Below are 15,405 nucleotides of genomic sequence, written 5' to 3'. Positions count from 1 at the left end.
AATGATTTAATCAGCGCTTCCCTTCGCCTCGATAGCCGCGGTTTCCGCTTCCTCCGCCATGGCTTCCTTGGCTTCCTTCAAAGCAGCTTCCCGCACTTCTTCCTTCTTTTCTTTCTTCTTTGTGAGATGGGAAATCACTTCCGGCACCATGTTGATGACTTTGTCGATGGTTCCGTTGGCAGTGGCGTTCTTAATGGAGAAGAGTTCCACCCTTTCCCCTTTCATAATGAGCACTGCCGTAGGGGTCACCTTTCCGCCGCCTGCGCCGCCGGAGGTGGTGCCGCCGTGGGCGCCGCTGCCGAAGCCGAAGGAAATATCCACGAAGGGAACGATGGTGGCGTCACCCAGGTAAATAGGCTCCCCTACCACCGATTCAGTGGTAATCATTTTTTTGAAATCGTCAAAAATCTGCTTTCTTACTTCATCATCCATTGTCATTTCCCCCTTGTCTGAAATGCCAGAATTCCCTTGCCGGTTTGGACAGGGCAAGCTTTAAAAGTATATACAGTACATATAATGGAATGAGCCGTCCCCGGCCATATCCGGAAAGAGTACATTCCTTATCCACATAATTCCAGGAAATTTCCTCCGCCCCTCCAGGCAGGAAGGCATAGAAGAGACCGCAGAGGATGCCTGTATGCATGGGATCCCCCAGCCCCAGGCCTCCTTCCACATGCCATTTTCTGATGAACCCATGGGAAATCAGGCTTCCTGCCGCCTGAAAGCACCGGGCTGCGAGCCCACTATCCAAGGCAAAGAAGAGCTGTGCCAGGTAGGAAGGACGGCTCTTCTCGTGGGCTGCCGGTTCTTCTTTTTCCAAAGGCTTCTCCTCTTCTTGAACCGGAGAAGGGGGCGTCCCTATTTCCCTTATTTCCTCTTTTTTCCCATCCTCCGCTGGCGCCTCTCCTTTTCCACCGGCCGCCATGGTTTCCTCCCAGGCATCCAGGGTTTCATCCAGCTCCGCCAGTGCTTCGTCCTCCACCGGCTCCCCGATTTCATCTTCGGCCTTAGAGAAAGAGAAGGTTTGACCTTTGGAAATCAGCCCCCAGAGCCAGCCCGCTTTAATGTCCAGTTTCCATGTTTCAAAGGACAGGGTATAGGAAAGGGGCACCAACAGCAGAAGGAATATAAACGCCAGGAAAATGGCTGTCCCGTAAACGAATATCATGGCGATCCATAGAGGCGGCTCAGCCCGTCTGCCGCCTCCTTGACCTCCTTCACCAGATAGGACGGCGCCGTCACCTTCACCAGCGGCGCATGCTTCAGGGCCCAGGCCTTCATGGCGGAAGCGGGGATAGTCACTTCCACGGTCACCAGGTCCTGGCGGGCAGAGAGCAGGCGGGCGGAGCGGCCGAAGTCATCCATAATGTCGCTCATGAGATGCCAGTCCGCCTCAAAGCTGCAGAGCACCGGACGGCCGGTATAGATACCGTGCCCGGAAAAGAGGAAATCGCCGATTTTCTCTCCCGTCTCCGGGCCCTTCAGCGATTTCTGCAGCCGTGCCGGTTCCTCCAGCACCGTCACATCGGTCATCATATCCACCTTGAATACGGATATATCCTCGCTCCCTTCCTCATTGCAGAGAAGGAAATACCGGTCATCGGAGGCGGTAATCTGGTAGGGGCTTACCCGGTAAAGCCTGTCCTCGCCGGACACCGTATAGCCGTGATGCCGCTTGCCGTCCGCTTCATAATGGTCGTAATAGAAAGAAATCATCTTTTTCTGGGAAAGGGCCCGGGACAGGATGGAAAGATTCTCCCCCGCCTCCGCCGGCTTTCCCGGGGAAGGCAGGTTCTTCACATTATCCTTCTCATCGGAAAAAGTACGGCTCTGCAGCCTCTTCAGCTTTTCCGTGAGCTGCCGCACCTGCTGGGCAGGCAGATGGGAGAAATAGAGAAGGTCGATGAGCACCTTCAGCTCATCCTGGGACACCACATGATCCCAGTACCAGTCCAGCGAAAGGGGCGCCTCCTTCCCGTTCACCACCCGGGTCACCTCCCGGCATACCACCGGAAGGCCCGCCTCCTTCAGACGGTTCAGATTCCGTCCGATGGATCGCCGGCTCACTGTCATGCCATATTTTTTCTCCATGAAATCAAGGATTTCCTGCTGGGTCAGCGGATGCTCCCGATCCGACTCCCGAAGGAGAACCTGCACGATCCGCATAATGGACATCTTGCTTCCCCTATCAACACTTTCCCCTGCCACATGACTCACCGCCCTCTAATTTTCAAAATCACTTCATCGCTGATAAAAGATGAAATCATAGTGACAAAAGTGATAAAAGGCGCAAAGGCAGGCCGGTTCAGCAGTCGGTGCACCAGCGCCGCCACCGCAGCACCGCCCAAAAGATCGCTGGGATAATGAACTCCTGCAAAAAGACGGGAAAAAGCAAGGATGGCGCCCATCAGGGCCATAAGCTTCGACCCCTTCATGCCCATGGACAGGAGCTGCAGCACCACCACCGCTCCATTCATGGTGTGATTGCTGGGGAAAGACGCATTGGCCTTATGACCCGTAAAATTCCATATCCTGTAATCCCTGGTAAAAGGCCGCTTCCTGAACCACAGCTTCCCGATACCAAAGGAAACCAGAGACGCAATGCAGACCCCCAGGAAAGAAAGGATACAGCAGCGCCGCCGCATCTCCCTGTCCTTCCCCGGAGAAAACCACAAAATCAGCCCGTAAATCACAAAGGCCCAGTGACCGTACCGGGCTATGAGATCCATCATCAGATCAAAAGGCCTGACCTTCCCAGCCAGCCCGTTGATTTTTCGTACCACATCCAAATCCGGATTCATGAAAAGCACCTCTTTCCTTGCAGAAGCCTATTTACTATTTTTAATTTTATCATAATACCCCTTGTTTGACAAAAAGGGGCAAAAGAGCCCTGTTTTATTGTCCCACCGTTTGCGGGGGAAGGTGGTACGAAGTACCAAAGGGGGACGGGCCTGAAAGGGCCAAAGATTGTAATGAATTTTATAACGCCGCTTCACGGCAGGGTTTTACGCCTTCCCTCCCGCCGGACATCGTCATTCTNNGAGCGCAGCGAAGGATCTCGGTACCTGCCGATAGCAACTCATAGGCCGGTAAACGCCAGTCGGCGGGAAGCGCTGCGTTACCTGCCGATAGTGCCTCAAACTAGAACACCAGCCCGTCAAGGAATCCTATCCGTCCATAAGGCACTTCATGCTATAATGAAACCACAGAAAGGACAACCATGAAGAAAGTACTGATTACCCTGGCTTCCATCCTGGCGGTGGTGGGCATTATCCTTCTAAATACCCTCACCTTTTCTACCCGTTATGCCAGAATGATGGAAACATCCATTACCGTCACCTCTGCGGACAACAGCTTTATAGGGAAGAAGATGAAAGAATTCTTTGCACGGGAGGATTTGGAAGAAAAACTGGCCCGGGAGCTGGACACCCTCCCCCTTTTCCCCGCCCATCCAGAATATGAGGAAGAACTGGCCTCCCTTATCGTCTCCCTGGGCCGTGACGCATCTCTGGAGCAGGTGCGCTGCCAGGGCCGCCGCTACTACGGCGGCTACCGCGTCCGCCTCCTGCTGCCCAGGGAGGAATTTCAATTATGGAAAGACTGCTTGAAAGAAAACCTTCCGGAAAACAGGCTCTCATCCATCACCAACAGGGACAACTCCCACATCCGCCTCCGCCAATTCACCGGCTGGGAAGAAAAATCGGAAGATGGTGAAACGCCCTACACCCAGGGTACCGCCAGCTTCCTCCTCACCCAGGGCGGCATGACCCAGCTCGTCTACATTACCGCCGTCATCCAGGAAAAAGAAGACCATGTCCTCCTCGCCCTTTTCATTTCCGACCATAAGCAGGATACCAGGGGCATTCCCTTTGGGGAAATGGCTATGGCGCGCCCTGCGGGCGCAGAAGGTTCTAAAGTTTGACGCCCGCTTTGCGGGCGAGGGTGCAAAGGGTGCAAAGGGTTCAGAGGGTTCAGAGGGTTCAAAGGGTTCAGAGGGTTTAGAGGGTTCAGAGGGTTCAGAGGGGAAGGCCTTCGGCGCCTGCGGCGCCGAAGGTTCTTAAGGTGCTAAAGTTTGACGCAGCCTGCGGCTGCGAGGATTGTGGTGGCGGCTACGCCGCAATATATAGCCTGCGTTACGTGCTTCCCCTTTGTGTCACAAATGCTGCATGACGTACTTCCAGAACCCCCTTCCTCTGGAAGGGGGTGTCGCCGTAGGCAACGGAGGATAGCGACTTTTCGTAAGGGACGCAGTGATTCAGTCGTTATCAGATTTCATTCTTGCATTTTGGTTCAATACAAGGAATAAGCCGACGCGAATAGCCAAAGCTATTTAAGGAGGCTTATGACGCAGTATTGGGCCAAAATGCATATGAAATCAGATTCTGCGGCTGAATCAGTGCGTCCCGCAAAAAGCCAAGGCCCCGCAGGGGCCTATTGGGAATCATTAGTAAAGCCGCCTTTCGGCGGCGCCTTTGCCCGGCAAAGGCCTATCCTCACCGCTCCACGGAGCTCCTTCCAAAGGAAGGAGCCTGCCGTTACGGGATTCACCTTTGTGTCACAAATGCTGCATGACGTACTGCCAAACCCCCCTTCCTCTGGAAGGGGGTGTCGCCGTAGGCGACGGAGGATAGCGGCGTCAGTTCTTTCAAACCTATTTTCAGCACTCCGCGCAGCTCCTTCCTGCGAAAAGCTGACAGCCGAAAGCCGACAGCCGCCCTCACTGTCCCACTGTCTCACTAATACACTATCCCACCAGCCCACTAAAAAAGAGCTCATCAGAGCTCTTTTTTTTCTTCCTCTTTTTTCTTCATAGCCTCTTCTCTCTGCTTGTGGGCCCGGTCATAGGCGCCGGTCCGTTTGAGGGCCATGGAAATGACCGCCACCACAGCACAAAGAAGGATGAAGAGGTTAACCGTAGTGACTCCTTCGCCAAAGCCGATACGGAAAATGGCGTAAAAGAGAACCACCACCAGAAGAAAATCCTGAAATTTTGAAAACATACTGTCTTCCTCCGATTCCTGAACATACCTTTACAATAGCGGAACAGAAGGCCTTCGTCAAGTATGATTTTCCCCTCAGCAGGTATGGCAGTCCTCATAAATGCCCTTTTCCTTCAGCAGTTTGATGACCGTTCCTCCGATATCCGCCACAGTTCTGGCCACCGGAATGCCTACGGCGTTCAAGGCAGCAATCTTCTCAGCCGCCGTGCCCTTGCCGCCGGAAATGATGGCCCCCGCATGACCCATACGCTTTCCTGGAGGTGCCATGCGTCCTGCGATGAAAGCAGCCACAGGCTTCTTCATATGTTCCCTGATCCACTGGGCTGCCCTTTCTTCCGCATTGCCGCCGATTTCACCGATCATAAGCACTGCTTCCGTTTCCGGGTCCTCATTGAAAAAAGTCAGGGTATCAATGAAATCCATGCCCTTGATGGGGTCTCCGCCGATGCCGATGGCCGTGGTCTGGCCAATGCCTGCCGCTGTGAGCTGGTAGGTGGCTTCATAGGTCAGGGTACCGGATTTAGACACTACGCCTACATGGCCTTTTTTATAAATCTGGGAAGGAATGATGCCGATATTGGCTTCATCCACAGAGATGATGCCAGGGCAGTTCGGCCCGATGAGACGGGTCTTTTTCCCTTCCATATAACGATGCACCTTCACCATGTCTTCCACAGGAATATGCTCTGTGATGCATACCACCAGGTCAAGACCTGCTTCCACCGCTTCCAGAATGGCATCAGCTGCAAAGGGAGCCGGCACGAAAATGACCGATGCATTGGCGCCAGTAACAGCCACTGCGTCTCTCACCGTATTGAATACCGGAACGCCGCAGCACACCTGGCCCGCCTTTCCCGGTGCCGTACCGCCTACGATATTCGTACCGTAAGCCTGCATCTGTTCTGTATGGAAACGGGCTGCCCTGCCGGTAATGCCCTGTACAATGACCTTCGTATCTTTATGGATTAATATACTCATAACCAGCCCTCCTTATTTCTTTTCCTTCTGCTCTTTCGCCAGACGAATCACTTTCTTAGCGCCCTCATCCATGGAAGAAGCAGGGAAAAGATTCACAATGTGGGCTTCTTCCAGAATCTTCCGTCCTTTTTCCACATTCCGTCCTTCCAGACGCACCACCACAGGAATGGGGAACTCTTCCTTTCCGCCGGAAAGGAGGGCCGCTGCTTCCACAATGCCTGTGGCAATGACATCGCACTTGTTGATGCCGCCGAAAATATTAATCAGGATGCCGTGAACCTGGTCATCCTCCAGCATGATTTTGAAGGCAGCCACGATTTTTTCGGGTGTGGAATCCCCGCCTACATCCAGGAAATTGGCAGGTTCCCCGCCGTTTTCCTTGATAATATCCACCGTCGCCATGGCCAGGCCCGCACCGTTCACCATGCAGGCCACATCGCCGCCAAGATTGACATAGTTCAGCCCTTCTGCAGCGGCCTCCCTTTCCTTCTGATCCTCTTCCGTAATATCCCGTAGAGCCACGATTTCCGGATGACGGGACAGGGTGCTGTCATCAAAATTCAGCTTTGCATCCAGTGCCAGCACTTCATTTTCCTCTGTCACCACCAGAGGATTGCATTCCGCCAAAGAGCAGTCCTTGTCCACAAAAAGCTTGTACAGATATTTCATGAAAGTCTTCGCCTTCGGCACCACAGCCTGTTCCATATGAAGGGCATAGGCCATGCGGTTAGCCTGGAAATCGGCCAGACCGATGGCGGGATCGATGTATTCCTTCAGAATGGCCTCCGGATTTTCCGCAGCCACATCTTCGATGGACATGCCGCCGGATTCGGAGCACATCATCACCACGCAACGGGACTCCCTGTCCACCACAAAAGAAATATAATATTCTTTCTTAATGTGGGCCCCTGCTTCAATAAGAAGGCGGTTCACCTTCTTCCCCTGGGGCCCGGTCTGCCGGGTCACCAGCGTGCTTCCCAGAAGCTCCCTGGCATACTTTCTCACTTCCTCCAGGGAATGGGCCAGTTTCACGCCTCCCGCCTCCCCGCGGCCGCCGGCATGAATCTGCGCCTTCACAACCACCACCGGCGTACCGATGCGCTTCGCATTGGCCACCGCATCCTCCACGGTGAATGCAGGATACCCTTCCGGTACATGGATGCCATATTCCTTCATAATGGCCTTGCTCTGATATTCATGTATATTCATAAACATCCCCCTTTTCAGAAATGAAAGAACCGCCGCTGCGGTTCCAGGGGAAGGCGCGAAAAACGGTCTTCCTCTCATTTTCGATGATCAAATTACATTTCCTATCATATCACCTTATGTGTCAGCAAAAAAGGTGAAGTTCCATAAATAATGTACCCTTTGCAAAATTAGCATAGCCTATATGGGGTATAGTGAGAAAAAGGGATAATATACTGGAATGGGGAGGGCTCCCCCCATTGTATGATGGTCTTGCAGGAGCATTTTTTGTCAGAAAGACTCCCCAGGGCGCCAGGGTCACCTCTTTCCGGGCCTTTTTGACCATATACCAGCAGGATGGCAAAGCGGTCTCTGGCATAGACTCTCCCCGGGCTGATACCTTTTCCCCTTCTCCATGACTATCCCTGTAGAAACAGCCAACCGGCAAAGTCCTCTCAGAAATCCTGCAGGCGCCCATCCATGGAGCAGGAGGGAGGGGTCGGAAGCGGGAAGGCCGTTTCCCTTCAGTGCACTGAAACCAAGGAAATATGAAAAGCATACATCGGCCAGGGGTAAGGCAGGATATGGAATGCCTGCCATGTGGTGTGTTCTTTTCCACGATAAAAGGCTTCACAGATTTCTGTGAGGCCTTTTTGTGGTGCTTTATTTCCTGTGGCTTTTCAAGTATCCCAGGACGCAGACGTCCAGGGCCAGGAAAGCGGGGAGGCCCGTTTCTACCCAGCTGCCAGAAGCAGCGGTAATCACAGGGCCCAGGGCTTTGTCGTGGAGGAACATGGTGCCGGAAGTCCCGCCGATCATGGCGGCGCCAGCGTACATGAGGATGGGATAGCGGTCCAGCACTTTGCCTATAAGCTGGCTGCCGGTGACGATGATGGGGATGCTCACCATGAGGCCGAAGACTACCAGAAGGAAATCACCATTGGCAGCGCCGGCTACGGAGAGGATGTTGTCGATGGACATGAGGAAGTCCGCCAGGATAATGGTTTTCACCGCCGTCCACAGATTATCGGATGCTTCTATATGGGGATCTTCATCGCCCGGTGCCAGAAGGTGAATGGCAATGGGAATCAGGAGGATGCCGCCCAGCACCTGGAGATAGGGAATGGTAAGAAGCCATACGGCTACAGCCGTCAGGGCCATGCGGAGGCCCACGGCGCCTATGGTGCCGATGAGGATAGCTTTCTTCCGCTCCTTTTCCGGCAGGCGGTTGGAAGCCATGGCAATGACCACCGCGTTATCACCGCCTAGGGATAAATCCATCAATATAATAGCTCCTACGCTGAGCCAGAACTGCAGTGTAAATATTTCCATCGTTTTCCCTTTCACAATAAAAGAAACGGCACGACTCACTGCCGTTTCTTTTCAATGAATAACTGTCAGTCCTTATTATAGCCGTTCTGCCTGCCCTGTCAAATGAACAGGACGCAGATGGTAAGTGCCTAGGAGCAATCCGTCCTTCCAGAGCTTGAGATCATGGCTTTCCATAGCAGATGGCGGAATCAGGAGTCTTACTTCCTTTCATTCTCCGCTTTCCCAATGGTTCCCAGTTCTTCCAGAAGGTCTATATGGATGGGCGTGTAGGCATGGGGGTGTTTTCTCAGGTAGAACTGCTCTTCCTCCGGCGCTTCGTAGAAGTTTTCCAGCCTCTTCATTTCCGTCCGAATCGGCGGCCGCCTTCCTCCTTCTCCTTCAAATGCATTGAATACCAATGCATCTTCGGTCATGCGGCGGTGGATGCCGCGGTTCTGCAGGAATGTCAGGTAATAGCTGATCTGCATGGTATCTTCAGGGCTGGTGTAGTAAACGCCGCTCCGGAACTGAGGCCCCACGGCTTTTCCCTGGATTCCGTCGGTGTAGGGGTTGATGATGGTGAAGAAGAGAGAGAGGAGGCTGACAATGTCGATTTTCTTCGGGTTGTAAATAATCTGTATGCATTCCCTGCCCTCCGCTTTTCCGCTGTATATGTCTTCCTTGGAAGGCGCCTCCCGGCTGCAGTTGGCAAAGCCGGCCCGCACCCGGGCCACGCCTTTCACCCTGGAGAAGACCTCCTGCAGTCCGTAGTAGGGGCCTCCTGCCAGGTAGAGTTCTTTCATAAATGCTCCATTGATATACATAGTTTCCTCCTATCATAAAGAAAGGAGCAGCCATGGAAAGGCCGCTCCTTTTCTATGAAACAGATTTCTTCAGGAATCCAGATGACGGGCGGCAGCACGGTCAATGTCGAATGTTTTAATCAGTTCCGCCACTGCCTGGCTGGGCGATACCACCCCTGCCAGCACCGCCGCCCGGACTTCCGGAAGCCTGCCTTTGATGACAGGGTCTTCGTAGAAGAGGTTGTGCAGGTGTTCGTCAATCATGGTTTTCACCCAGGCGATAATCTGCCGCTGACGGCGGTTTTCAAAGACGCCGGACTGTTTCGTCACCTTTTCAAATTCCCTCATCACCGCCCAGAGCTCCAAAAGCCCTGTTTTCTTCAAGGCAGAGCAGCGGTAGGCATGGGTTTTCCATCCTTCCGTGGCAGGACGGATGAACTCTACCATCCGTTCATATTCGCCCTGGGTGACTTTGGCCCTTTCCAGGTTGTCACCGTCAGCCTTATTGACTACGATGGCGTCTGCCAGTTCCATGATTCCCTTCTTGATCCCCTGGAGGTCATCGCCGGCACCGGTCAGGACTACCAGCATGAAGAAATCGACCATGGAGCGGACCGTGGTTTCCGACTGGCCTACGCCCACCGTTTCCACCAGGATGACGTCGCAGCCTGCCGCTTCGCAGAGCATCATGGTTTCACGGCTTTTCCGGGCCACACCGCCCAGGGTGCCGCCGGAGGGAGAAGGTCTGATGAAACAGTTCGGCTCCCGGGACAGCTTCTGCATCCTGGTCTTATCTCCCAGAATGGATCCGCCGGTAATGGAACTGGTGGGATCCACCGCCAGCACGGCTACTTTATAGCCCTGCCGGCAGAGGAGCTGTCCGAAGGCTTCGATGAAGGTACTCTTACCTGCTCCGGGAACGCCGGTAATTCCGATGCGAAGGGAATGTCCGGTCCGGGGAAGAAGTGCCTGCAGTACCCGCTGGGCTTTGTCAAAGTCCCTGGGCGCATTGCTCTCAATGAGCGTAATGGCCTTGGCCAGGATCATGCGGTCCCCCTTCTTCACCCCTTCCACGTATTCCACCACCGACATTTTCTTCCGAAGAGGTACCCGGCGGAGATTTTCCTTCGGATAGTACTTGGCGCTGGTGACGCTGTTCACAGCGCTGTCAATCCCGCGCATAACGGAGCAGGCAAATTCGGGGTTCTTTTCCTTCGGCACCCAGCTGGGTCTCAGGTCATCATCCTTATCAGCCATAAGCTTACCTTATCCTTCCCTGGCTTCCGCTTTGGCGCGGTCTACAAGAATCTGCAGAAGTTCGATGCAGCACTTCGGGATATTGGTGCCCGGTCCGAAGATGGCGGCAGCGCCATGGTCATAGAGGAACTGGTAGTCCTGGGGCGGGATTACGCCGCCGATGCAGACGAGGATGTCGCTGCGGCCCCGTTTCTCCAGTTCTTCCACCAGCGCAGGGAGCAGTGTCTTGTGGCCTGCTGCCAGCGAGGAGAAGCCAACAATATGAACATCGTTATCTACGGCATCCTGGGCCGCTTCTTCCGGTGTCTGGAAAAGAGGACCTACGTCCACGTCCCAGCCCATATCGGCAAAGGAGGATGCCAGTACCTTCTGGCCGCGGTCATGGCCGTCCTGGCCCATCTTGCAGAAGAAGATACGGGGACGGCGGCCTTCCAGCTGTTCAAATTCATCGATCAGCTTTTTAGCCTTTTCAAACTGGCCGTTGTCCTGGAATTCGCTGGAGTAAACGCCGGATACGGTATGGATGGTGGCATTGTAGCGGCCGGATACTTTTTCCACGGCGTCAGAAATTTCGCCAAGGGAGCAGCGGTCATGGGCTGCCTGGACGGCAGCGTCCAGAAGGTTCCCGTTTTCACGGCTTTCAGCGCATTTGGTGATATGTTCCAGATCCCGGCGTACCTTTTCCGGATCCCGGATGGAGCGGAGCTTTTCAAGCCGTTTAATCTGGGCGTTCCTGACGGCGGTGTTGTCGATGGAGAGAACGTTCAGCGGGTCTTCCTTCGCCAGGCGGTATTTGTTCAGGCCCACAATGGTTTCCCTGCCGGAGTCGATGTCCGCCTGGCGGCGGGCAGCGCATTCCTCGATGCGCATCTTCGGAAGGCCAGTGGCAATGGCCTTGGCCATGCCGCCCAGAGATTCCACTTCCTGGATATGGGCCCAGGACCGTTTAATCATTTCATTGGTCAGGTATTCCAGGTAGTAGGAACCGCCCCAGGGATCGATAATCTTGCAGACCTTCGTTTCATCCTGGATATAAAGCTGGGTATTTCTTGCCAGGCGGGCAGAGAAGTCCGTAGGCAGGGCGATGGCTTCATCCAGCGCATTGGTATGGAGGGACTGGGTGTGACCCAGGGCTGCGGACATGGCTTCCATGCAGGTTCTGGTGATGTTGTTGAAGGGATCCTGTTCGGTGAGGGACCAGCCGGAGGTCTGGGAATGGGTGCGGAGGGCCATGGATTTCGGGTTCTTGGCGCCGAAGCCCTTCAGAATCTTCGCCCACAGCACTCTGGCAGCCCTCATCTTGGCCACTTCCATGAAATAGTTCTTGCCCTGGTCCCAGAAGAAGGAGAGGCGCTTGGCAAAGGCATCTACCGGAAGTCCTGCCTTTTCGCCGCAGCGGATGTATTCCATGCCGTCGGCCAGGGTGTAGCCCAGTTCCAGGTCACAGGTGGCGCCGCATTCCTGGATGTGGTAGCCGGAAATGGAAATGGAGTTGAATTTCGGCATATACTTGGTGGTGTATTCGAAAATATCACCGATAATACGCATGGACATGGTCGGCGGGTAGATGTAGGTGTTGCGGACCATGAATTCCTTCAGAATATCGTTCTGGATGGTGCCCTGGAGAATCTTCCGGTCTACCCCCTGTTCAATGCCGGCACAGATGAAGAAGGCCAGAATCGGGAGCACCGCGCCGTTCATGGTCATGGATACGGACATCTGATCCAGCGGAATGCCGTCAAAGAGGATGTTCATGTCCAGCATGGAGCATACGGAAACGCCGGCTTTGCCTACGTCCCCTACCACTCGGGGATTGTCCGCATCATAGCCGCGGTGGGTAGGAAGGTCAAAGGCAATGGACAGCCCCTTCTGCCCTGCAGCCAGATTTCTTTTATAGAAGGCATTGGATTCTTCGGCAGTGGAGAAGCCGGCGTACTGGCGGACAGTCCACGGGCGGAATACATACATGGTGGAGTACGGTCCCCTGAGGAAGGGAGGAATACCGCTCATGAAATCCAGATGACTGCATTCTTTGTAAATATCTTTCGTATAGAGAGGGCCTACGGGAATGCGTTCCAGCGTGGTGTCATACAAATCATTGTAGGATTTCCCGGTGGTTTCTTCCAGCCCCTTCTTCCAGGTATCGTAATCGCAGGAAGGGTGATCTTCCAGATTCAGTTTTGTAAAATCAGGATTCATTGCCATATTATTTTACCTCCTCTTCCGTAATCTTCATGCCCTTTTCTCTCTGAAGACTGCGGATGATCTCGTAGCAGTTTGCCTTCACGCTGATGAAATCGTCAATGCCGGCATCCCGATAGGTCTGTTCCAAATCTTTGGGAGCCGCGCCTGCCAGGAAGAGTTTCCCCTTCCCCAGCACTTCCTTCAGCCTTGGAGCCAGGGCAGGCACGTCTTCCGGATAGGTATCATCCTTGGAGCAGATGACCGCGCAGTCATAGGGCGTGCCCTTGTCGTCGCAGCCTGCCTTTAAGGCTTCTACGCATTTATCCCAGCGGGAGCCCGGCTTTCCTTCATCATCCTGGAAGCCATTGTTCAGATGTACATTGAATTCCCCTACCTGCAGGAAGGAAGTGGAGAAATCGGCCCTTGCCTTGTGCTGTGGAATGCGGCCCATGTTGGCCAGGAATACTTCCACATTTTTCCCTGTTTCCTTCTTGTAGTTTTCCGTATCGAAGCGGAGCCGTTCAAACCGTTCTGTCCAGCGGTGTTCTGTAATGGGACGGACTTTTTCCGCTTCCCCCTCGGGAGTGATGGCCTTGTATACTTCGTTCTGGGTAGCGCCGGCAGAGAAGGCTTCCACAGCCTTGTCCAGCTTTCCTTCAGCCGGTGCCGCTTCCAGTTCTTCCAGCTTTCTGCCCAGGTATTCCTTGTCAATATCCTTCCTGTAGTCCTCCACTGCTTTCATCAGCTGTTTCTTCAGGGCGGCCGTATCCTCCGGTCTTGGTTCGATGAGCTCTTCCGCCATGTTCGGGTACATATTGTTCCCTACGGCCCGGTCCTTCCTGAAGTCCAGTGCCTTGAAGCGGTCTTTCAGGATGGCAAGGATCTGTTCCTGCGGATATTCCTTCATGAGAGCCTGCGTGAATCCGCCCATGGATTCGATTTTCTGGAATTCCTGCCAGATTTTTTCCGCCATTTCCTTTGTCAGATGTTCCAGTGCCCAGGAACCGCCGGCAGGGTCAATGGGACGAAGCATGCCGAATTCTTCCTGCAGGATGATGTGGGCATTTCTGGCAATGCGGCGGGAGAATTCATCCCCCTTTCTAACCGTTTCATCATAAGGTTCGTTCTCATAGGTGTCTACGCCACCTACCACGGCAGAGAACATGGCGGTGGTATTTCTCAGCATATTCACTCCGGCATCGAAAATGGTGCGGTAGAAATAAGCAGGACGGGAATGAATGGGACAGCCTCTGTCTGCTTCATTGGCGCCGAAGGCCTTCATAATATTGGCCCATACTTCACGGGCTGCCCTGAGCTTGGCGATTTCAATAAAGAAAACAGTGCCTACGTTGAAGCCGAAGTTGATGGAACGGGCAATGTCATGGATGGATATCCCCCTCTTTTCCATTTCGCGGACATATTCCACAGCCATGGCAAACGTATAAGCCACTTCCTGTACCGCATTGGCCCCGCCTCTAGAGAACACCTCGCTTCTCGGCATAATGGTACGAAGGTGGGGTGCATTCTTTCTGGCCCAGCGGATAGATTCCGCCATGTCATCATAGCAGGCAGAGAGCGGTTTGGGCAAGGTCCCGTTCTTTGCCAGCTGGGAAAGCGGATTGGCACCGATTACACCATGAAGTTCACCGGCATCTTTTCCCTTTGCTTTCAATGCAGCTGCCGTCAGCGCAATCATGCGGACAGCGGACGGTCCGCAGTACATCATGAAAGGATAGGTCTTAAGATCCAGCCCATCCAGAAGGACTGCCATATCCTCCAGTGTGGTGATTGATACGCCTGTATCGCCAGGATGAGCTGCATCCTTAACGTCCACTCCGTCAGTGGATGCACTGTCAAGACGGATATTGTACACTGTAGAGCCTTTATCCACTTCGTGCTTTAAAAGCTCATTATTTTCAGCAGGCAGCGTCTCGTCACAGGCCTGGGCAATGCCCCAGGGCGCTTCCTTATAGCCATTCACCGTGGAGCCCCGGAGATAATCACCCATCCCTGGATAATCATCAAGGGGCAGGTCCTTATCCATAGCTACAGGACCGGTGCGGAGCGTGTAAATAGGATCAAAGGTAATGCCCTCATAGGTTTTCGTATACATGAGCTTATCGAAGGGTTTGCCCTTCAAAAGAGCATTGCAGGCATCAACCCATTCTTCCCATGTGGGCGGTGTGAATTCATCAAACTTGACTGCCGGGAAATCCGTTTTTCCTTCTGATTTTTTAAGGATGGCTTCCAGTTCTTTATCTGTCAGCTGTTTAACCGGTTCCTGGGATTTCTGTTCATCCATGAATATATCCTCCTTTGACAACATCAGAGCAGCAAAGATACCGATATGATCGGCCTTTCTCAGGACAATGACACAAAAGTCAGGCCTTCACCTCCTTCAAAGGTCTATTTCACATAAAAAAGCCGGCACCTATAGATGGCAGCCGGCAATAGGGACTCTCTGTCCCAATCCCCTCCCCATCGATCGCAGGTTAGCGGGAGGGCTGTGAAGTCAGCCCTTCCATAAAGAAGCACTGATTCATTCATAGAGTCTGCTTATGCAGGGATTTGAGCAGCGCTTCCTTAAGGAAGCACTGATTCATTCGCAGAATCGAATTTCATATGTATTTTTATCCAATGATGCGTCATAAGTCTCCTTAAATAGCTCGCTATTCGCGTCGACTTAT

13 protein-coding genes are annotated in these 15,405 nt (G+C 53.5%); 1 reads left to right on the top strand and 12 read right to left on the bottom strand.

What is annotated here, in order from left to right:
* Window positions 1–6 precede the first annotated feature (6 nt).
* The 4 genes from B2Y11_RS06505 to B2Y11_RS06490 are packed head-to-tail and all read right to left on the bottom strand — an operon-like array spanning window position 7 to window position 2,801.
* Complete coding sequence (locus B2Y11_RS06505; protein WP_291057491.1) at window positions 7–432, bottom strand: GerW family sporulation protein; 426 nt, start codon at window positions 430–432, stop codon at window positions 7–9.
* On the bottom strand, window positions 425–1,168 hold the full coding sequence (locus B2Y11_RS06500) for a hypothetical protein (RefSeq protein ID WP_291057489.1): 744 nt from the start codon (window positions 1,166–1,168) through the stop codon (window positions 425–427). The genes B2Y11_RS06505 and B2Y11_RS06500 overlap by 8 nt, the downstream gene beginning before the upstream one ends.
* Window positions 1,165–2,175, bottom strand: a complete 1,011-nt coding sequence (locus tag B2Y11_RS06495) for a helix-turn-helix transcriptional regulator (protein WP_291057487.1) — start codon at window positions 2,173–2,175, stop codon at window positions 1,165–1,167. The genes B2Y11_RS06500 and B2Y11_RS06495 overlap by 4 nt, the downstream gene beginning before the upstream one ends.
* A 38-nt stretch (window positions 2,176–2,213) precedes the next feature.
* Entirely contained in the window at window positions 2,214–2,801 is a 588-nt protein-coding gene (locus tag B2Y11_RS06490; protein WP_291057485.1) for a phosphatase PAP2 family protein, read from the bottom strand.
* A 419-nt stretch (window positions 2,802–3,220) separates the two neighbouring features.
* On the opposite strand from B2Y11_RS06490, the gene B2Y11_RS06485 reads away from it, so the two are divergent.
* The gene (locus B2Y11_RS06485) at window positions 3,221–3,922 is read left to right on the top strand and encodes a hypothetical protein (protein ID WP_291057483.1); all 702 of its coding nucleotides are present in this window, start codon (window positions 3,221–3,223) and stop codon (window positions 3,920–3,922) included.
* An 853-nt stretch (window positions 3,923–4,775) separates the two neighbouring features.
* Here B2Y11_RS06485 and B2Y11_RS06480 read toward each other — a convergent pair.
* From B2Y11_RS06480 to B2Y11_RS06445, 8 genes are all read right to left on the bottom strand, one after another.
* Window positions 4,776–5,000 (bottom strand): RNA helicase, encoded by a 225-nt coding sequence (locus tag B2Y11_RS06480; protein WP_291057481.1) that lies wholly within the window; start codon window positions 4,998–5,000, stop codon window positions 4,776–4,778.
* Window positions 5,001–5,075: 75 nt separating this feature from the next.
* Complete coding sequence (gene sucD, locus B2Y11_RS06475) at window positions 5,076–5,978, bottom strand: succinate--CoA ligase subunit alpha (RefSeq protein ID WP_291057479.1); 903 nt, start codon at window positions 5,976–5,978, stop codon at window positions 5,076–5,078.
* Between the two features lie 12 nt (window positions 5,979–5,990).
* Window positions 5,991–7,187, bottom strand: coding sequence for an ADP-forming succinate--CoA ligase subunit beta (gene sucC, locus B2Y11_RS06470; protein WP_291057477.1), 1,197 nt, complete (start codon window positions 7,185–7,187; stop codon window positions 5,991–5,993).
* Window positions 7,188–7,826: 639 nt separating this feature from the next.
* Complete coding sequence (locus B2Y11_RS06465) at window positions 7,827–8,495, bottom strand: TerC family protein (RefSeq protein ID WP_291057475.1); 669 nt, start codon at window positions 8,493–8,495, stop codon at window positions 7,827–7,829.
* Window positions 8,496–8,692: 197 nt separating this feature from the next.
* A complete protein-coding gene (locus B2Y11_RS06460) occupies window positions 8,693–9,298 on the bottom strand; it encodes a peptide-methionine (S)-S-oxide reductase (RefSeq protein WP_291057473.1) in 606 nt (201 codons plus the stop codon).
* A 69-nt stretch (window positions 9,299–9,367) separates the two neighbouring features.
* Window positions 9,368–10,534: a methylmalonyl Co-A mutase-associated GTPase MeaB gene (meaB, locus tag B2Y11_RS06455; RefSeq protein WP_291057471.1), complete on the bottom strand. Its 1,167-nt coding sequence runs from the start codon at window positions 10,532–10,534 to the stop codon at window positions 9,368–9,370.
* Between the two features lie 9 nt (window positions 10,535–10,543).
* Window positions 10,544–12,739, bottom strand: coding sequence for a methylmalonyl-CoA mutase (scpA, locus tag B2Y11_RS06450; protein WP_291057469.1), 2,196 nt, complete (start codon window positions 12,737–12,739; stop codon window positions 10,544–10,546).
* A gap of 1 nt (window position 12,740) precedes the next feature.
* Window positions 12,741–15,020 carry an acyl-CoA mutase large subunit family protein gene (locus B2Y11_RS06445; protein WP_291057467.1) on the bottom strand — a complete coding sequence of 760 codons (2,280 nt, stop codon included), beginning with the start codon at window positions 15,018–15,020 and terminating at the stop codon, window positions 12,741–12,743.
* Window positions 15,021–15,405 lie beyond the last annotated feature (385 nt).

Origin of the sequence: Dialister sp. UBA1703, assembly GCA_002320515.1 — a bacterium.
Taxonomy (GTDB): Bacteria; Bacillota; Negativicutes; order Veillonellales; family Dialisteraceae; genus Dialister.
This window is presented reverse-complemented; position numbering and strand designations above follow the sequence as displayed.